Origin of the sequence: Mesorhizobium sp. M0051, from assembly GCF_040323235.1 — a bacterium.
Classification (GTDB): domain Bacteria; phylum Pseudomonadota; class Alphaproteobacteria; order Rhizobiales; family Rhizobiaceae; genus Mesorhizobium.
Genome location: NZ_JAMYUT010000004.1, coordinates 226,796 through 245,836 on the forward strand (window position 1 = coordinate 226,796; position 19,041 = coordinate 245,836).

The following is a 19,041-nucleotide window of genomic DNA, read 5'->3' on the forward strand; positions in this document are numbered from 1 at the left end:
ACCCAACTCTTCGTCAGGACAGGAGCCGAAGCGATGAACTGGATCACCAATTACGTTCGCCCGAAGATCAATTCGATGCTCGGCCGGCGCACCGACATGCCCGAGAATCTCTGGATCAAGGATCCGGAGACCGGCGAGATGGTGTTCCACAAGGATCTGGAATCCAACCAGTTCGTCATCCCTTCGTCAGGTCATCACATGAAGATCTCGGCCAAGGAGCGGCTGAAATTCTTCTTCGACGACGGCAAATACGAGACCCTGGACAACCCCAAGGTCATGCAGGACCCGCTGAAATTCCGCGACGAGAAGCGTTATGTCGACCGGCTGAAGGACGCCAAGGCCAAGACCGGCCTGGAAGACGCGATCATCAACGCGCTGGGGACCGTCGAGGGCCTGCCGGTTGTGGTCACGGTGCAGGACTTCGCCTTCATGGGCGGCTCGCTCGGTATGGCCGCCGGCGACGCCATCGTGCATGGCTTTGAAGTCGCCCTGCAGCGCAAGCGGCCGCTGATCCTGTTTGCCGCCTCCGGCGGTGCCCGCATGCAGGAAGGTATTTTGTCCCTCATGCAATTGCCGAGGACCACGGTCGGCGTCGACAGGCTGAAGGAAGCCGGTCTTCCCTACATCGTCGTTTTGACCAACCCGACCACCGGCGGCGTCACTGCCTCCTACGCCATGCTGGGCGACGTGCACATCGCCGAGCCCGGCGCGCTGATCGGCTTTGCCGGACCGCGCGTGATCGAACAGACCATCCGCGAAAAGCTGCCAGATGGCTTCCAGCGCTCCGAATATCTGATGGAGCATGGCATGGTCGACATGGTGGTGTCGCGGCTGGAACTGCGCGAAACCATCGCGCGCCTGCTCAGGATGCTGCTCAAGCTGCCGGAGGAGCAAAAGCCGATCGAGCCGGAAATCCTGCCGCCGGCTACCATTCCGACGGAAGCCCGACCGCACGCCTGACGCGACATCGTGCGCCCCGAACCACGATTGCGCGTGCTTTGCGGCCCGCATAGGATTCTTCCATGATGACGCTTGCCGCCGACCGCGAAATCGAAGCCCTGATGGCGCTTCACCCGAAAGGCTTCGACCTTTCGCTCGACCGCATTTCGCGGCTGCTGGAGCGGCTTGACAACCCGCAGGACCGGCTGCCGCCGGTCATCCACATCGCCGGCACCAATGGCAAGGGTTCGTGCGCCGCGTTTTCGCGCGCCCTGCTCGAGGCAGCGGACTACCGCGTCCATGTCCACACCTCGCCGCATCTGGTCAATTGGCATGAGCGCTACCGGCTGGCCGCCGATGGCGGCGGCAGGCTGGTCGAGGACAGGGTGTTCGCCGATGCCATAGCGCGCGTCGCCAGGGCCAACGAAGGTGAGACGATTACCGTCTTCGAGATCCTCACCGCTGTCACCTTCCTCCTGTTTTCCGAACACCAGGCCGATGCCGCCATCATCGAGGTCGGGCTCGGCGGCCGTTTCGACGCCACCAATGTCGTCAAGGAGCCGGCCGTATCGGTGATCATGCCGGTGTCGCTCGATCACGAGGCCTATCTCGGCGACCGTGTCGAACTGATCGCCGCCGAAAAGGCCGGGATCATCAAGCCTGGCTGCCCGGTGGTCATCGGCGCACAGGAAAGCGAGACAGCACTGCAGGTGCTGATCGAAACCGCCGATCGGCTTGAGTGCCCGACCTTCGTCTACGGCCAGGATTTCCTCGCCTATGAAGAAAACGGCCGCATGGTCTACCAGGACGAGGACGGGTTGATGGACCTGCCGCCGCCACGGCTGCCGGGGCGCCACCAGTTCGCCAATGCGGCGGCGGCGATCGCCGCGGTCAAGGCGGCCGGTTTCGAGATCAGCCATCGCGCCGCCGAAAAGGCGATGATCAATGTCGCTTGGCCCGGCCGCATGCAGAAGCTGGCGCAGGGCCGGCTGGCGGAACTGGCACCGAAGGGTGCCGACATCTGGCTGGACGGCGGCCACAATCCGGGCGCCGGCATGGTGGTTGCCGAAGCGCTAGCCGAGCAGGAAGAAAAGAACCCGCGTCCGCTCTTGCTCATTTCCGGCATGATCAACACCAAGGACCAGAGCGGCTATTTCCGGGCTTTCAAAGGCCTTGCCCGGCATGTCTACACGGTGCCGGTGAGCCTCAGCGAGGCCGGCGTGCCGAACGACGAACTGGCGATCCGCGCGACGGAAGCGGGACTGACGGCCGAGCCGGTGAGTTCGGTTGCCAATGCGCTGATGCTGCTGCGCGACACCTGGGACGGCCCGCCGCCGCGCATCCTGATCGGCGGTTCATTGTACCTGGCTGGCGCGGTGCTGGCCGAGAACGGCACGCCGCCGACCTGAGGCCAGACCTTCGAGAGGAGCCAGTCATGATCAAGGTCAGGCAGCTCGCCCATGTCTGCATCTTCGCGCATGACCTGGAAGCGACGCGAAGCTTCTATCGCGACGTGCTCGGCCTCGACACCCAGTTCAATTTCCTGCGCGACGGCAAGATTTTCGGGTTCTACCTCAATTGCGGCGGCAGCAGCCATGTCGAGGTGTTTCAGAAGGACGGCACTGCTTATAGCGAGCACAACCAGATCAACCACTTTTGCCTTGAGGTTGAAAACATCGACGCGGCGATCGCCCATATCAAATCGAAAGGCGTCGATGTCACGGATAAGAAGCACGCCTGCGACGACACGTTTCAAGCCTGGATACGCGATCCCAACGGCGTGAAGATCGAGCTGTTCGAATATACCGAAAAAAGTGCGCAATTCGTCGGCGGCGATCGCATCGCCGACTGGTAGAGCATTCCGCCTTTTCCGTGAACGGTGAGACGCCCTAGAAATCCCAAGGTGAGATCAGCTCAAGGTTGGCCGGGCCGAAGTCGTTCAGGTTACGCGTTGCCAGCTGACCGCCATTCACGCGCACTATCGCTGCAATCATGCCATCGGGTGCCGACATGCCCCGGCCACGGCGCGTCGCCGTTCCCATAATCTCGCCATAAGCCAGAGCCGCCTCCTCCGTCAGCCCAAAAATGCGACCGGCAAAGCGATGGCGCCATTGGGAGAGACCTTGCTCCAGGCGATCGGCACGCTCGTCAGGTCGTATCTTTTGGATGCCGAAAGCGATTTCGGCAATCGCCACCGTAGGAAGCGCCAGTTCGGCATCGTTGCGGACCAGCCAAGCCATGACAGCCACGTCAGGCGCCTTTCTAAGGCTCTCTGAAATCACATTGGTGTCGACGAAAATCAAAGCTCCGGCCCTGTATGGACCTTGCGGCTTTCCCGGATGATTTCTTCCAGATCGATGTCGACGCCAACGCTTGCCGTCAGGCGAGAGTAGAAGGCGGATGCCGGTTCTCGCCCGGCCTCCCGAATCTCATAGGATTCAAGCGCGCGTTCGACGATATCAGCTATTGAGCGGTTTTCGCGACGAGCGAGTCGATGCGCAAGATCACGTGCTTTTGCGCTGCGGACGGAAAGCTGGGGTTCGGCCATTTCAAACTCCCTTTTGAGAAAGATATAGCCTTTTTTGCTCCTGCCATCAAGATGGCAGCTGATGGCAGTCCATCACTTCAGCTCGATCTCGATGAAGGCGTATTCACCGTCATTGGCGTTGATGACGTCGTGCTCGACGCCCTCCTTGCGGAAATAGGGCGCGCCCTTCTTCATCTCGGCGAAGGATTCGCCGTCCTTGGTCAACAGCTTTACCTTGCCGTCCATCAGCGGCACGACGACATAGTCGTGGCCGTGGCGGTGCCAGCCGGTGTTCTCGCCCGGCGCGAAGCGGTATTCGGTGACGATGACGCGTTCATTGTCGATGAAGACGGTGGCCTTGGCGGATCCGGTCATTGGGTTCTCCTATCTCCCTCAAGCAGATGACATGGAGTGGCCGGACGCGAGGGCCAGAGCGTGGCAGCGCATGACCCAGAAAATCGGAATCGATTTTCTGAAAGGATCATGCGCCAATCAAACTGCTACAGCGTCCTTTGCGCGTCCGAGGACGCGCGGCGCTGTAGACGACGCCAACAAAAAGCCCGGCGCGAGGCCGGGCTTGATATCAGGAATTTCAGATGGATCAGGCGAGGCTGCCATTGATCCAGTGCGACAGCGCGGTCTTGGGCGCCGCACCGACCTTCATGTCGGCCACTTCGCCGCCCTTGAAGATCATCAGCGTCGGGATCGAGCGCACGCCGAACTGCGCGGCAAGCTCGGGATTCTCGTCGATGTTCAGCTTGGCAATCTTGATCTTGGCGCCAAGTTCGGTGGCGATATCCTCAAGCGCCGGCGCGATCATCTTGCAGGGACCGCACCATTCCGCCCAGAAATCGACGACGACCGGTACGCTGGCGTTAAGCACATCGGCCTGGAAATTGCTCTTGTCGACCTTGACGGTGGTCATGCGGAAATCCTTTCGAAATTTTTCGTCGCACCAAATGTGGTGGTGATCGCGCCCTTCTTCAAGCAGGTGTTGTGTCACGCTCCCGTGAGTCGAGCAAGGGCGTCATCCATGGCGCCCGCCGGCAGCTCGATCAGCCGCGGCGCCTCGGTGAACAGCAAGGCCGCCTGGACCGCGCGACCGGGATAAAGCGGTTGCAGCAGGGCACGATAGAGCGCCAGCTGCAGGACATAGGCCGGCGGCACCTCGGCCAGAGAGGCGGGTGCCGGCCGGTTGGTCTTGTAGTCGACGATCGACACACTGTCCGGCGTCACCGCCAGCCGGTCGATCTTGCCGGAAATCGAGCGCTTTTTGCCCTTGACCTCCAGGCTGCCCATGATCGCGACTTCGGCACGCGACGACGGCGCAAACAGCGGACCGAAGCTGGCGTCGGCAAGGATGGCGGTCACCGAAGCCAGGCCCTTCTCCCGCTCCGACGGAGGCCATTCCGCACCCGTTCGTGCGAGGTAGCGTTCCGCCGCGCCCTGGCGCTCGTGCTCGGCAATGCCAGGCAGCATCTGCAGCAGCTTGTGCAGGGCAAGCCCGCGCAGCACGGCAAAACCTGGCTCCGCATCGGCATCGATAACCGGCGACGCCTTGTCGATCACGGCTTCCTTGCCTTCGTCGATCAGCGCCGCGGCGCCGGATGGCGACAGGGGACGCGGCAAGTCCTCGAACGGCGGCAAGGGCCGGAACAGGCCCGACGGCAAAGGCTCGAAAGCGTCGGCCTGCCGTGCCTGCTCGCTGGATACCAGTGCGACCGGCGGCAGCTTCGTGACATGGAAACGATGCGCCGGCTCGCCGCCGGCGGGATGCGGATGCTGCTGGCTCTCCGGAGCGCCGACCAGTGCACGGCTGACGATCGAGTGCCAGGTGCCGGCGTTCGGCGCCCGCTTGCCGTGATAGCCGCAGACGATCAGCCGGTCCTCGGCACGGGTCATGCCGACATAGAGCAGCCGGCGGTATTCGTCGTCGGCAAGTTCCCGTGCCCGCGCTGCCGCTGCTTTGGAAAAGCCGTTGGCGACGTCGCTGGCCGAGCGCCAGAGATAGCCCTTGCCATCCCAGGTGGCGCCGGAGCCGTCAAAGGGCATCAGGCGCGGCAGATGCTGGTCGCTGAACGGGGCGGAACCGCCATCGACCAGGAACACGACCGGCGCCTCCAGGCCCTTGGCGGCATGCACGGTCATGACCCGGACCTCGTCGCGGGTCTGGTCCATCTCACGCTTGATCTCGGGACCGGCGTTTTCCAGTGTCGACAGGAAGGCTTCCAGCCCAGGCAGGCCGGTTCGCTCCTCGGCGAGGCAGAAACTCAGGAACTCGTCGAGAATGTCACCGGCCTCAGGCCCGAGCCGCGCGATCATCTTTTTGCGCACGCCATCGCGCGCCAGCAGCCCGGCATAGAACTCGAACACCGGCTTGAAGGCGGCCTCATTTGTCCAGATGTCCAATTGCGCGACGATCTTTGTCAGTCGCTCGCTTTCGCCGGCACGCTGGCGCAGCGATGCGAGCAACGACAGCCCAGCTGCCCTCTGCGCAGCGAGCGTGAACAGCTCCTCCTCGGGCAAATCGAAGATCGGACTGCGCAGCACGGCGGCGAGCGACAGATCGTCCTGCGGCTGGATCAGGAGATGGCCAAGCGCGATCAGGTCCTTGACGGCGATATGGCCGGGCAGGCTCAGCCGGTCGGCGCCGGCGACCGGGATGTCGCGGCGTTTGAGCGCCCGGGTCAGCGCATGGACGAAGCGGTCACGCTTGCGCACCAGCACTAGCACGTCGCCAGGCCGCAGCCGCTTGCCGCGGCCTTCGATGATCTCACTGGTGCCGATCCAGCCGGCAATGGTGGCGGCGACGTTCTCGGCCACGCGCACCGCCGGCGCATGCGCATGGTCGATGGCTTGCGTCCAATCGTCGGGCTCGTCGACGACGTCGGCGCCGACCGATGGCCAGACCTCGACATAGCCCGGCGCATCGGTGCGGATCGCCTTGTGGCTCAGCGGATCGGGATCGTGACTGATGCCGCGCCGCACCAGGGGATCTGCGAAGACGCGGTCGACGGCGGCCAGAACATCGTCGGTCGAGCGGAACGACCAGGTCAGCTTGAGATCGGCGAAGGACGCCTCGGCGTCGCGCACCCTGCCAGCAAACAACAGCCGGCTGTCGGCGAAGGAATCCGGCGCCGCACCCTGGAAGGAATAGATCGACTGCTTCTCGTCACCGACGGCAAAGACCGTGCGATGGACCCTGTCGCGGGCGCCGAAGCCGGCAAAGAACTCTTCCGCCAGCCGCTTCACAACCTCCCATTGATCCGGGCTGGTGTCCTGTGCCTCGTCGAGCAGGATGTGGTCGATGCCCTGGTCGAGCTTGTATTGCACCCAGGGGCCGGCATCGGGCCGCGCCAGAAGGTTGACGGTGCGGGTGATCAGGTCGTTGAAGTCGAGAAAGCCGCGGCTGCGCTTCAGCACTTCGTAGCGGGCGATCAGCCAGTCGGCGATGGTCAGCGCGGCAACCGTGCCTTCCAGCATCCGGAACAGGGCCAGCCGATCGACGGTTTCAACGATCGTACTGGCTGCTGAGAGATAGCGCTCCGCCAGATCCGGCAGTCGGTCGACCAGCGCCTTCTTGAAGGCTTTTGCCGGGTCGTAGGCGTCGCCATCGGTCTTGAGGAAGGCTCTTGCGAGCAATTGCAGGCGGCGAATGGGATCGTTCTCGGCGAAGGCCTGGCGCGCATAGGGGAGGATGTTGTTCAGCACCGTCCTGGCATCGGCGGCATCGGCGGCCTGGGCAAAGCCGGCAAAATAATCGGGCAGGAAGCCCGGCAACGGCCAGACCGATGCCGCTATTCCTTCGGCGGTCTGACCGCGGCGGAAATGGAATTCGTCGACCAATGCCTGGAAGCGCGTGCCGTCGCGTCCGACCGCGTCGATGAAATTGCGCAAGCCGTCGCGCTTGCGCACGATCTCGCCTAGCAAGGCATCGAGCCCGGCCTCACCGCCACGGTCGAGGATGGTGGCAAAGGCCTCGGCCAGATCCCGGTCGCCGGCGGCAGTGCCGGAAATCATGTCGCGGCGCGCCGCGGCAAACAGCGAAGCCTCCATCTGGCCATCGAGCATCTCGAAATGGGCCGGGATGTTGGCCTCCAGAGGGAACTGGTGCAGCACGGATTCGCAGAAGGCGTGAATGGTCTGGATCTTCAGGCCGCCGGGCGTTTCCAGCGCCTCGGCGAAAAGGCGCCGCGCCCGGCGCATGGTCTCTGGATCCGGCCGCCGGCCTTCCAGCGCCTCGACCTTTGCCGCCAGATCCGCGTCACCAAGCGTCGTCCATTCCGACAGTGTCGAGAAAACCCGATTGGACATGTTGGCGGCGGCGGCGCGCGTGTAGGTCAGGCACAGTATCTTCGACGGATCGGTGCCGCGCAGCAGCAGCCGGATGACGCGCTGGGCCAACACATGGGTCTTGCCGGAGCCGGCGTTCGCCGACACCCAGGCGGAATTCTGAGGGTCGGCGGCGCGGGCCTGGCTGGTCGCGGTGTCGCTCGGGATGGGATAGGCCTTTTTCATGCCTCCCCTCCCTCGTCACCGGCGTCGCCGCCGGCCGACCATTCCAGCACGCGGGCAAGATGGTCGTAATCGCCATCGGTCTCGCCCTCGCGAAACGGCAGCGCGCGCGACAGGTAACCGGTCGCCGGGTCGGCATAGTGGATCAACAGCTTTTCCAGCCGCGCCCAGGCCTCTTCGGCAAGATCGGCTGCGGTGCGCGGCTGGCGGTTGTGTTCGAGGATGGATTCTTCGAACACTTCGCCATTCGGCTTCAACCTGATGAAGGCCAGTTGCGACGGTTCACGCGCGCCCAAATCCTTGAAGGCTCCGCGCCTGAGCAGCGCGCCCTCCAGCGCCAGTTGCGGCGCCAGCAGCGTGTGCGCCTGCGCCTTGGACGGCGAGGATCCGGTCTTGTAGTCCAGTATGTCGGCTATGCCGCCAGCCAGCAGGTCGACACGGTCGGCATAGCCGGACAGCGTCACGCCGGACTGGCCAACGACGGTCTTTCCGGCGCGCTCCTCGGCATGCCGCCGGATCACCGCGCCGGCGCGCGTGCGTTCCCACTCGATGATGTTGGTGGCAAGTTTTTCGAAACGCGGCCACCACACCGCTTCGACATCGGCTGGAAGGGCTGCATCGGCAAAACAGGCACGGCCCGCTGATATGAGGCCGGCGAGCGCATCGGGAGCACGTGGATCGGCGACGCGTGCCGCGAACAGGTGCAGGATGGCATGGAACAGCGTGCCGCGCTCGGCCGCACCGGGGTCGCGGATGACCGGATCGAGCGGCACCAGGCCGAGGATTCGTCTTGCGTAGACGGCATAGGGATCACGGCGCAGTGTCTCGATCTCGGTGACCGAGAAATGGCCAGGGCGCACTGACAAGGGCGGCCTCGGCTGCGGCCGCGGCGCGAAATCCTGTCTTGGACCGGAGTCGAGTGCGCGCGCCCAGGTGAGCAGTTCGTCACCACGGCGGCGCAGCGCTGCCGCCTGGTCGTTGCCGATGAACGTGAGCAGGCGCTGCAACCAGCGCGACGGCACCGCCGGTGCATCGCCGGCACGCGCCGAGCGGGCCAGCAGCACCTTCTTCGCGCCCATGGCCATCTGGAAATCATGCGCGGCAAGGCCGATGCGCCGTTCCGGCGGTTCGAGATCGATGCCAGTCTTCATCAGCCGCGACATGAAGCGGTCGCTCTCGGGCTTGCGCGGCCATACGCCCTCGTTCAGCCCGCCGATGACCAGCGTGTCGACAGTCTGCAAGCGTGCTTCCAGCGCGCCCCAGATAGCGATGTTCCTGTCGGTGCCTTGCGCCGGCTTGACCGTTTCTGGCGCGATCAGCGCCGCCATCACGTCTGGCCATTCGCTCGCCGCGAAGGACAGCGATGCGGAAGCCGCGACCAACCCGCGCAGCAGTTCGGCAAGCTTTTCGCCGGCGTCACCGGCATAGAGTTCGCCAAGGCCGCCATCGGCGGTGCGGCCGAGATTTTCGAGTGCGACGACGCTGGCTGTGACCAGCGCGGCAAGGTCGGCGTCATCCTGGCCCCGGAAAGCCGCAAGTGGCGCCAGTGCTTGCGTGAGACGGTCCAGCAAATTCCGTGCGCTTTCGATGGCGCGCACGGTCAACCGGGAAAACCAGAAGGGCGGCCGGCTGCCGCTGCCCAGGCCGGTGAGGCGAGCCTCGAATAGTTCCGGCAACGAAACGATGTCGGGACGGCCTGTGCCGCCGCGCAGCGCCACCAGTTCGACCAGTTCCGCAGCATGGCGCACATCAGCCCGTTCGAGGCCGAGGCCAAGCAGCGGATGCTTGAGCAGCGACAGCAGGCCTACCGGATCGCCTGGCCGGAACACCGCTTCGAGCGCCAGCCGGAGCAGGCTGGCCGGCGGGGTGTTGGCGAGCGAGGTGCCGCCGGAATCGTCTGCGACGACGCCGAAGCGCTGGAGCTCGACCGAGACGCGCCGCGCCAGCGCGCGGTCGCCGGTGACGAGAGCGGCCTTTTGGCCTGATACTTCGACCGCGCGCTTGAGCGCCACGGCAATGGCCACGGCTTCGTCGCGTTCGCTGGCTGCTTCGAGCAAGGTCACGCCGGCGAATGCCCCGGCGATATCGGACGTCGAAAAGCCATTGCGCGTCTCGGCCCAAAATTCGGTGGTCTCAGCCGGCCGCAGGGCTTCGCCGACAAGGGCGGCGCGAAGCGCGAGCCGTGGCACGGGCGCGCCGATCTCCTCGACATCGCCGCGCAACACCCCGATCTTGGCGATCAGCCTGGCCAGGCCATATTGCGGATGGCCTAGCACGGCCGGACGCGCACCCGGCGCGGCGATTGCCTGGAAGGACGCTTCGTCCAGCGTCCGGTCGAGGCCTGGCAGCACGATGGCGCCGCCGGGCAAGCGGGCGATCGCCGCAAGCAGCTCAGCGGTGGCCGGAATGGAGCCGGTCGAGCCGGCGGCGATGACCGGTCCAGCGGGCGGATTGCGCTGCAGCCGCGCCGCCTCGGCGCGGATCAGCGCGCTGCGATGCGCGGCTGGATTGGAGCGATCGCTTTCCGCGAGGAATTTCGGCCAGGCGTCGGTGACGATGCCGAGGAATTCAAGCGTCACCTGCCACCATCCGGCAAGATTGCCGGTCACCAGGTCGGTGAGCTTGGCCCAGTCCGTGCCTTCCGTCTCGATCTCGTCCATCAGCCTTGCCAGATCGCGCGCCAGCCAGATCGCATCGGCGGTGGAGGCCGGGATGACGATCTCCTCGGCGAAGAGCGCGGCGACATGCGCCGGCAGCCGGCGTTTCCAGGCGCGCACCAGCGGCGTCAGCAGCAACAGGCGCTCAGTCGCGGCTATCGGCGGTGCGAGATCGATCGCCGCCGCTGCCTCGGTTTCGAACGCGGCCTCATCCTCATCGAACTCGCCGAGTGGCCGGACAACCGGCAGGATCGCCGAACCGCCGCCGCCGCGTGCCGCCAGGCTGTCGACGAAGACACCCCGCAGCGCGCGCGCGGCGCGGCGCGTCGGCACATAGATGGTGACATCGGCCAAAGCGAGCGGATCGCCGTCGAAGCGAAAGCCAGGAACAAGGCGGCCGGCAAGCAGCGCTTCGGCAAGCGTCGGTAGAAACGGCGCCCCGGGGGGGATCGAGAAAACGCGGCTTGAGCCGCTCATTGAGACTCGATTAGCGCGCCGGCGACCGCCGCTTCGGCGAGCGCAATGGCATCAGGCGTACCGACGGTGATCCACTGGCCGTGCATGGGCATGCCGAACAGTCGGCCGGCGGCGATGCTCGAATCGAAATAGGCGTTGAGCGAGTGCGGCCCGGCCGCTGCTTGCCTGAATAGGCGCGGATGGACGATCGCCGCTCCGGCATAGATCAGACCCGCCGGATCGCCTTTCGAGCGCTGCAAGGCTCCATCCGGCGCCACCAGGAAGTCGGTGCTGCCGTAGTGTCCGGTCGCCTGATTAAGATCCGCCAGCATCAGCAGAATATCCATTTTCGCCGCGTCCCATGCAAGGGCGAGGCGCTTGAGATTGAGTGGACCGTCGTCGATCCAGAAGGTGTCCGCGTTGAGGATGTAGAAGGGCTGCTCGCCCAATTCCGGCAACGCCTTGATGATGCCGCCGGCGGAATCGAGAAGTCTTTCGCTCTCATCGGAGATAACAATCTTCGGCGACTGGCGCGCCGCGACATGGGCGACGATCTGGTCGGGAAAATAGTGAACGTTGACCACCGCCTTGGCGACACCGGCGGCGGCCAGGCTGTCGAGGCTCCAGTCGAGCAGCGTCTTGCCGGCGATCCTGACCAGCGGCTTGGGAATGGTGTCGGTGATCGGCCGCATGCGTTTGCCGAGCCCGGCGGCAAGTACGATGGCAGTGTCCGGTTTTGCTGTCACAGCGCTCGCTCCTCCAGCAAACCGTTGGCGTTGTAGAAATCGCGCATGCTTGCCAGCGCCGGATGAGACAAGGCCCGGCGCAGATAATCGCGAATGCGCGGGAGATGCTTCAGATAATAGGGTTTGCCGTCGCGCTTTTCGAGACGGACGAAGATGCCGAGGATCTTGGAGTTCCGCTGCGCCGCCATGATTGCGTAGGATTCCAGGAAACTTGCCTCGTCGAAAGCGCCGGCTGCGTGGCGCGCCGTGATGTAGGCATCGAGCGTCTCTCTCTCGATCTCGGGCGACATCGTGACGCGCGCGTCCATGGCGAGCGAGGCGACGTCATAGGCGGACGGGCCGATCAGCGCATCCTGGAAATCGACGATGCCCAGCCGGTCATGACCGAAAAGATCGCCGCGCCAGATGATGTTGGGCGAATGGAAGTCGCGCAGCATCAGTGTGACTTCGCGGCCGTGCAGCCGGTCGAGAAGCGCATTCCACTCCCTGTGGTAGCCGGCGCGCAAGCTGTCGCTTGCCGGGCTGCCCGATAGCGCCGGCACGTACCAATCGACCAGCAGATCGACTTCGATCATCATGGCATCACGGTCGAAAGGCGGCACGTCGTGGAAGCCGCCGTGCCCTGTTTCCAGGCGCTGCGGCCAGGCTCTGCCATGCATCATGGCCAGCAGTTCGGCTGCCGCCGCATAGCGCTCGGCCAGCGGCTGGCCATCGCTGCCGAGAAACCCTTCCGAACCAAGATGTTCGAGCAGCAGGAATCCCTGCTCCTGGTCCTCGGCATGGATTTCCGGAACGGTGACGCCGCCGGCCTTCAAGGCGCGGTCGATGGCGACGAAGGCGGAGACCGACTGGGCGGTATGAGCGATCTCGGCATAGGGTCTGCCGTCGCGCACGGGTGGGCCGAGCACCAGCCGGGGGGAATTCATCAGCACTCGCGGCTTCCGGTCCGGCAGCGAAACGATCTCGTAGGAGCGGGCCGAAGCATCGCCAATGAAATGGCGGCGCTGCGCTTGCCCCCAGCCGGCGTTCACGAGAAAGTCGCGCATGGCCAGCGATCGTGCCGCCCGATCGAAGGCAGCGCCCTGCCCCGACAATCTCGCCAACCGGCCGTCGCCATGCTGGACGAGCTCGATCAGGACCGTGGTTTTCGGCAGATAATCTTCCGCCCGTTCCGGCCATTCGACCAAAGCGGCGCCTTGGGTCAGGGCTTCGTCGAAGCCGAGCTCATCGATCTCGGCCGCCGAGGACAGGCGGTAGAGATCGAAATGATGGACCGGGATGCGCGTGTCGTAGCTCTGCACCAGCGTGAAGGTCGGGCTCGGAACATCGAGACCGGCATCGTCGGCCAAGGTCCTGATCAAGGCCCGCGCCAACGTCGACTTGCCGGCGCCGAGATCGCCCTTGAGGGCAAGCACATCACCCGGGCGCAGCGACAGGGCAAGATCTTCGCCCAGCCGTGCTGTCTGTGTCTCGTCGGCGAGCAAACGCTCCAGCACCAATCCCGTCATCGAGCGTGCTACTCGGCCGCGGCGCGGATGCCCGGCATGTCGGGAAAGGTGCAGATGACGGTCGTGCCCTTGTCCTTGCCGGTTTCGATGCGAACGCTGCCTCCATGCAGCTCGACAAAGCTTTTGACGATCGACAGGCCGAGACCGGCACCGCGCCGGCGGCCGCCATTGGCGCGCGGCTCGAAGCGGCGAAACACAGAATCGAGCAGGTCCGGCGGCATGCCGGGGCCGTCGTCATGAACCGAGAATTCCACCCCGTCCGCCAGATTGCGGCAAGTGAGCCGGATGGTGCTGGCTTCCGGCGCGTAGTTGGCGGCGTTGCTAAGCAGATTGTAGAGGATCTGGCGGACGCGGATTTCGTCGCCGTGGAACGTCTTCGGCGCAGCACTGGCGTCGACCTCAAGCCTGATCGAATGCTCTTCCAGCCGGTCGGCGACCAGTTCGGCCGCGGCCGCAATGGTGCGATCGACGTGCACCTCGGAAATGTCGAGCTGCATGATGCCGGCGTCCACCGTGGCCAAATCGAGGATGTCGTTGACGATGGTGAGCAGCACCGAGGACGACGAGCTGACATGCTCGACATATTCGCGCTGTTTCTGCGTCAGCGGACCGGTCGTGGGCTGCGACAGCAGTTCGGTGAAGCCGATGATGTTGGTCAGCGGTGAGCGCAGTTCATAGGAGACGTGCTGGACGAATTCGTTCTTGAGCTGGTCGGATTTTTGCAGCGCCTCGTTCTTGTCCTTCAGCGCCCTTTCGACATTAACGCTGTCGGTAACGTCGACGAAGGTCATCATCACCTGCCCGTTGGGTAACGGGATCATGGCGTAGCTCAGCACATTGCCGTTGTTGAGTTCGGTCTGGCCATGGCGGTCGCGGCGCTCGTCGTCGAAGCCGGTGATGGCGGCGACGAAGCCTGGCCAGGGACTGTCCGCCGCCTGCCGGTCGCAAAGGTCGCGGACCGTGGAGACGTGGACATTTGGCTTGGCCGCTTCGCCGCTCAAACCCCAGAGTGTGGCAAAGGCGGGATTCGACAGCCGAAGCCTGCCGTCGGGGCCGAACACCGCCACGCCTTCGGCAAGATTGTCGAGCGTCTCGCCCTGGACCCGCACCGCTGTCTGGTAGCGGCTTTCGAGGTCCATCTTCTCGGTCAGGTTCTCGAACACCCAGGTCACGCCACCCTTGGGCTGCGGGTTGGCGACGACGCGGATGGTCTTGCCGTCCGGCAGATGCCACCAATGCTCCTGCGATTCCACGGCACGATAGGCGCCGAGCAAACCTTCCTTCCAGCGGCGCCATTCCGGTTGCTCGGCGATCTTGCCCTCGCTGCGCAGCCGGTCGAGCAGCAGCGCATTGTCGGGAGCGCTGTGCAGGAAACCACTGTCGAGGCCCCATAGCTTCTGAAAGGCCTGATTGAAGAACCGCAGCTTCTCGTCGGTGTCGAAAATGGCGACCGCCGTATTGAGCTGATCGAGCGTGTCGGCGTGGCTCCTGACGGTCCGCTCGTATTCGCCGCGAACCGTCTCGATAGCGCTGGTGTCGCAAGCAAGGCCGGCCGAGCCATCGCTGCCGGCGAAATCGGTGACCGCAAACACACGGCGATCACCTTCGATCACGGTGGAAAGCGACTGTTCGAAGACCGGATGTGTCTTGTGCTGGGCGGCAATCGTGTCGCGTGCCTGGCCGCCGAGGAACTCTTTTGCCTCCCGAACCGCGGTTTCGGCATTTTCGGATTCGACCGCATTGGCATAGGCCCGGTTGACCCACTTCAGCCGCCCATCCGCGCTGCGAAGCCAGGCCGGCATGTTCAGCGCGTCGAGCAGGCCGATCATCGTATCATGGTCGGCGGCCAGCCGCTGGTTCTCGATCTTCAGCCTGGCCTGGCTGCGCTGCGTCTCCGAAAGCGAGATAAAACGTACGAGCACATGCGCCGCGCTCTTGCGGCCATGCACTTCGAGCGGAGCGCCGGCCTGCGATTCGATGACGAGGTCGAAGGGTTTGGCTTTTTCGCGCAATCCCGCAACGGCATGTTCAAGTGCTGCCGCCGAACGCGGCATCAGCCAGCGGCCGAAAGCAAGAAAAGCGGCCCGGTCCTCCGGAGCGCCGCTTTCGACGGGCAATGTGCCGATGAGTTCCGGCTTCTTGTTTTCCGCGGCCCAGACGACCACGCGCTGGTCGCGCAGATTGAGCAGCGCCTCCGAGCGGCGGAGCGCCGCGTTGATATCGGCGAGGCGGCTCCTGAGCTCGACATTTTCCGCCGAGGTGCGGGCTCTTTCGCGGATGAGAACGATGGCCGAGAGAAGGGCAGCGCCCGTCACCCCGACAAACACGGCAAGCTGCATCACCTCTACGGCGCTCATCGACAATCCGGCGACGGCGGAACCAGCGGTCTCGGCATGCGCGACAGCACCTGCCAAAGGGCCGGCAAGCGCGGAGGTGGCAAGGAAGATCGACGCACGGACGCGCCAGGACACGCCCCCGCTTTGCAAGGCGGAGCCAGTGATCCTCGAATCGTCATGGCCGCCGGAAACGGCCCGTCCCGCTCTGTGCGGGTGTTGCCCCGGCATGTCTTGGTCCTCTCCGCCGCCTGAATGCAAGACCGCCCTGATGCACACCTCTCTTGAACCCCTCTCGGGCTGGAAGCGTCGCGAATCACCTGACAATAAACCCTCGCCGAATCGTCGTGAAGGCGATTGCGCGCAAAAATAAAGCCGGGCGAAAAGTCAATCGCCCGGCCTCAATATCTGGTAGCAATTTTAGATTTGGTTAATAGCGGTAGTGTTCCGGCTTGAACGGACCCTGCGGCGTGACGCCGATATAGGCCGCCTGCTCACCGGACAATTCGGTAAGACGGGCGCCAAGCTTGTCGAGATGCAGGCGCGCGACCTTTTCATCGAGATGCTTGGGCAGGACATAGACCTGGTTCTCGTACTGGCCGGGCTTGGTGTACAGCTCGATCTGGGCCAGCACCTGGTTGGTGAAGGATGCCGACATGACGAAGCTCGGGTGGCCGGTGGCGTTACCGAGATTGAGCAGGCGGCCTTCGGACAGAAGGATCATCCGCTTGCCGTCCGGGAAGGTGATCATGTCCACCTGCGGCTTGACGTTGGTCCATTTCAGGTTGCGCAGCGCGGCCACCTGGATCTCATTGTCGAAGTGGCCGATGTTGCCGACGATCACCATGTCCTTCATCGAGCGCATGTGGTCGAGGGTGACGACGTCCTTGTTGCCGGTGGTGGTGATGACGATGTCGGCGGTGGGTGCCGCGTCTTCCAGCGTGACGACTTCAAAACCATCCATCGCCGCCTGCAGGGCGCAGATAGGATCGACCTCGGTAACCTTGACGCGGGCGCCGGCGCCCTTGAGCGAGGCCGACGAGCCCTTGCCGACGTCGCCGTAACCGCAGACGACGGCTACCTTGCCGGCCATCATCGTGTCGGTGCCGCGACGGATGCCGTCGACGAGCGATTCCTTGCAGCCGTATTTGTTGTCGAATTTCGACTTGGTGACCGAGTCGTTGACGTTGATGGCGGGGAAGGGCAGCAGGCCCTTCTTCTGCAGCTGGTAAAGCCGGTTGACGCCGGTCGTCGTCTCTTCGGTGACGCCACGGATCGCCGCCTTCTGCTTGGTGAAGAAGCCGGGCGAGGCCTTCAGGCGCTTCTTGACCTGCGCGTAGAAGTATTCCTCTTCCTCGCTCTGCGGGTTGGACAGCACGTCCTCGCCGGCCTCGGCGCGGGCGCCGATCAGGATGTACATGGTGGCGTCGCCGCCATCATCGAGGATCATGTTGGAGAGGCCGCCGTCGGCCCACTGGAAAATCTTGTCGGTATAGTCCCAGTACTGCTCGAGCGACTCGCCCTTGACGGCGAACACCGGGATACCGGCCTCGGCGATGGCCGCGGCCGCGTGATCCTGGGTCGAGAAGATATTGCAGGAGGCCCAGCGGAGATCGGCGCCGAGCGCCTTCAGCGTCTCGATCAGGACCGCGGTCTGGATGGTCATGTGCAGCGAGCCGGTGATGCGCGCGCCCTTGAGCGGCTGCTTGTCGCCGAATTCCTCGCGGCTGGCCATCAGGCCCGGCATTTCGGTCTCGGCGATCTCGATTTCCTTGCGACCCCAGCCGGCAAGCGAGATGTCGGCGACCACATAGTCCTTGCTACCCGTCATGGCAGTGCTCCGAAGTTTTGTGCTGCGAATTGGTTGCGGATGCGCCCACGCCGGCAGGCGCGTCGAAGGGCGCGAATTGCCGGTCTGACTAGCAGATCGGCACCGAGACGACAATGGGATATAAAGAAATCTTTATTCGTGCATGTCTCTCGGACATGCGTTCGCAGTGTGGCGGATCAGCTTTCCTCGCCGAAGCGGGACGCCACCAGCTGCTCCAGAGCGTCGATGACCTGCCGCGCCTGCGGCCCGCTGGCGGTGACGCGGATCGAGTAGCCGGGGCTTGCCGCCAGCATCATCAGGCCCATGATCGAGGTGCCGCCGACCTTGACGCCGTCCTTCTCGACATGCACCGAGGCGTCGAAACCGCTGGCCAGCTGGACGAATTTCGCCGAGGCGCGGGCGTGCAGGCCGCGCTGGTTGATGATGGGGAAGTCCCTCGTGATGGTATCTTTGGCGATCTGATCTTTTTCCGGGGACAGCGCGTTCATTTGCTGCTCAGAAGCTGACTGGCGACGTTGATATATTTGCGGCCGGCCGCCTGCGCCTCATCGAGCGCCGCCGCCATATTGTCGCCCTTGCGGATCGAGGAGAGCTTGATCAGCATCGGCAGGTTCATGCCGGCGATCACCTCCGTGCGGCCGGACTCCATCACCGAGATGGCAAGGTTGGAGGGCGTGCCGCCGAACATGTCGGTCAGCACGATGACCCCCGCCCCGGTGTCGACACGGGCAACAGCGTCGACGATATCGCGGCGACGCTGCTCCATATCGTCATCGGCGCCGATCGCCACGGTTTCGAAATTGTCTTGTGGCCCGACGACATGTTCCACGGCATGTCGAAACTCGGCGGCCAGTTGACCGTGCGTTACAAGCACGAGTCCGATCATTCTTTGGTGGCTCCCGTCATCGCCGCTTCACAGGCGCATTTTATGCTCGCCAGCCATTCCAGGCGGCGGGAGCGCTATCTTGTCGACGCACGGCCCGTTGACAAGCCCAAAATTGCGCAGGTCCATGCCATTTTGACGCATTGCAGCAAAAAAGCCGGGGCGGATCATAGAAAAGGCGCGATCGACAGCCGCGCCATCACGGCGGGCAGTGCCGTGGCGGCGTTACGCTCGGCAAGGTCGATACGCGGCACCGGGCAGCCTGCGACAGGCTCGCTGATTTCCTCCTCCTGGAAACGGGCCATCTCTGCCTTTGGCACCAGCCTCACATGCAGGTCGATCACTCCGCCCGGCTCGAACGGCAGCGGTCGCGGCAAGAACCCAGGCACTTCGGCGAGACCGGCGATGGTCGCCGGCACGCGACAGACCAGCCGCCCGGCGCGGGCGGCGGCAAGCAGCCTGTCGTCGCCGATCAGCCGCGAGAACAGTCCGCGCGCGCGGCAATGGTCCAGGAGTGTCAGCGCCAACGTCGTCTTACCGGCGCCGGACGGCCCGGTGATAAGGACGCCGCGCTCGCCGATCAGGATCGCGGTTCCGTGAATGTTTTCTGGCTGCGCAACTGGATCAGGCACGATCTTGCACGATC

General features: G+C 64.3%; 16 protein-coding genes. 3 read left to right on the top strand and 13 right to left on the bottom strand.

The genetic code is table 11. The annotated features are described in order from the left end of the window. The first annotated feature begins 33 nt into the window (after positions 1 to 33). The 3 genes from accD to NKJ90_RS06510 all read left to right on the top strand — a co-directional run bounded on the left by accD (position 34) and on the right by NKJ90_RS06510 (position 2,794). Positions 34 to 960 (top strand): acetyl-CoA carboxylase, carboxyltransferase subunit beta, encoded by a 927-nt coding sequence (gene accD, locus NKJ90_RS06500; protein ID WP_023761149.1) that lies wholly within the window; start codon positions 34 to 36, stop codon positions 958 to 960. A gap of 62 nt (positions 961 to 1,022) precedes the next feature. Then, positions 1,023 to 2,348, top strand: coding sequence for a bifunctional folylpolyglutamate synthase/dihydrofolate synthase (locus NKJ90_RS06505; protein ID WP_023761148.1), 1,326 nt, complete (start codon positions 1,023 to 1,025; stop codon positions 2,346 to 2,348). 26 nt (positions 2,349 to 2,374) lie between these two features. After that, positions 2,375 to 2,794 (top strand): VOC family protein, encoded by a 420-nt coding sequence (locus NKJ90_RS06510; protein WP_023761147.1) that lies wholly within the window; start codon positions 2,375 to 2,377, stop codon positions 2,792 to 2,794. A 34-nt stretch (positions 2,795 to 2,828) separates the two neighbouring features. Here the strand turns inward: NKJ90_RS06510 and NKJ90_RS06515 are convergent, their stop codons facing one another. The 13 genes from NKJ90_RS06515 to NKJ90_RS06575 form a co-directional block, all read right to left on the bottom strand. Next, positions 2,829 to 3,242, bottom strand: coding sequence for a type II toxin-antitoxin system VapC family toxin (locus NKJ90_RS06515; RefSeq protein ID WP_023761146.1), 414 nt, complete (start codon positions 3,240 to 3,242; stop codon positions 2,829 to 2,831). Then, positions 3,239 to 3,487, bottom strand: coding sequence for a hypothetical protein (locus NKJ90_RS06520; protein WP_023761145.1), 249 nt, complete (start codon positions 3,485 to 3,487; stop codon positions 3,239 to 3,241). The genes NKJ90_RS06515 and NKJ90_RS06520 overlap by 4 nt, the downstream gene beginning before the upstream one ends. Positions 3,488 to 3,559: 72 nt before the next feature. Beyond that, positions 3,560 to 3,841 (bottom strand): cupin domain-containing protein, encoded by a 282-nt coding sequence (locus NKJ90_RS06525; RefSeq protein WP_023761144.1) that lies wholly within the window; start codon positions 3,839 to 3,841, stop codon positions 3,560 to 3,562. Between the two features lie 226 nt (positions 3,842 to 4,067). Next, complete coding sequence (gene trxA / locus NKJ90_RS06530; protein WP_023761143.1) at positions 4,068 to 4,391, bottom strand: thioredoxin; 324 nt, start codon at positions 4,389 to 4,391, stop codon at positions 4,068 to 4,070. Between the two features lie 74 nt (positions 4,392 to 4,465). Beyond that, positions 4,466 to 7,984 (bottom strand): double-strand break repair helicase AddA, encoded by a 3,519-nt coding sequence (gene addA, locus NKJ90_RS06535; protein ID WP_352485831.1) that lies wholly within the window; start codon positions 7,982 to 7,984, stop codon positions 4,466 to 4,468. Beyond that, positions 7,981 to 11,115 carry a double-strand break repair protein AddB gene (gene addB, locus NKJ90_RS06540; RefSeq protein ID WP_023761141.1) on the bottom strand — a complete coding sequence of 1,045 codons (3,135 nt, stop codon included), beginning with the start codon at positions 11,113 to 11,115 and terminating at the stop codon, positions 7,981 to 7,983. Before addB ends, addA begins: the two co-directional genes overlap by 4 nt. Next, complete coding sequence (locus NKJ90_RS06545; protein WP_352485832.1) at positions 11,112 to 11,840, bottom strand: nucleotidyltransferase family protein; 729 nt, start codon at positions 11,838 to 11,840, stop codon at positions 11,112 to 11,114. The genes addB and NKJ90_RS06545 overlap by 4 nt, the downstream gene beginning before the upstream one ends. Further along, positions 11,837 to 13,348: a tRNA (adenosine(37)-N6)-threonylcarbamoyltransferase complex ATPase subunit type 1 TsaE gene (gene tsaE / locus NKJ90_RS06550; RefSeq protein WP_023761139.1), complete on the bottom strand. Its 1,512-nt coding sequence runs from the start codon at positions 13,346 to 13,348 to the stop codon at positions 11,837 to 11,839. The genes NKJ90_RS06545 and tsaE overlap by 4 nt, the downstream gene beginning before the upstream one ends. 8 nt (positions 13,349 to 13,356) lie before the next feature. Beyond that, positions 13,357 to 15,912 carry an ATP-binding protein gene (locus NKJ90_RS06555; RefSeq protein ID WP_023761138.1) on the bottom strand — a complete coding sequence of 852 codons (2,556 nt, stop codon included), beginning with the start codon at positions 15,910 to 15,912 and terminating at the stop codon, positions 13,357 to 13,359. A gap of 199 nt (positions 15,913 to 16,111) precedes the next feature. After that, on the bottom strand, positions 16,112 to 17,512 hold the full coding sequence (ahcY, locus tag NKJ90_RS06560; protein WP_023761137.1) for an adenosylhomocysteinase: 1,401 nt from the start codon (positions 17,510 to 17,512) through the stop codon (positions 16,112 to 16,114). Between the two features lie 176 nt (positions 17,513 to 17,688). Further along, entirely contained in the window at positions 17,689 to 18,000 is a 312-nt protein-coding gene (locus NKJ90_RS06565) for an HPr family phosphocarrier protein (protein WP_023761136.1), read from the bottom strand. Continuing rightward, positions 17,997 to 18,398: a PTS sugar transporter subunit IIA gene (locus NKJ90_RS06570; protein ID WP_023761135.1), complete on the bottom strand. Its 402-nt coding sequence runs from the start codon at positions 18,396 to 18,398 to the stop codon at positions 17,997 to 17,999. The genes NKJ90_RS06565 and NKJ90_RS06570 overlap by 4 nt, the downstream gene beginning before the upstream one ends. A gap of 164 nt (positions 18,399 to 18,562) precedes the next feature. Continuing rightward, positions 18,563 to 19,027: an HPr kinase/phosphorylase gene (locus NKJ90_RS06575; RefSeq protein ID WP_023761133.1), complete on the bottom strand. Its 465-nt coding sequence runs from the start codon at positions 19,025 to 19,027 to the stop codon at positions 18,563 to 18,565. Positions 19,028 to 19,041 lie beyond the last annotated feature (14 nt).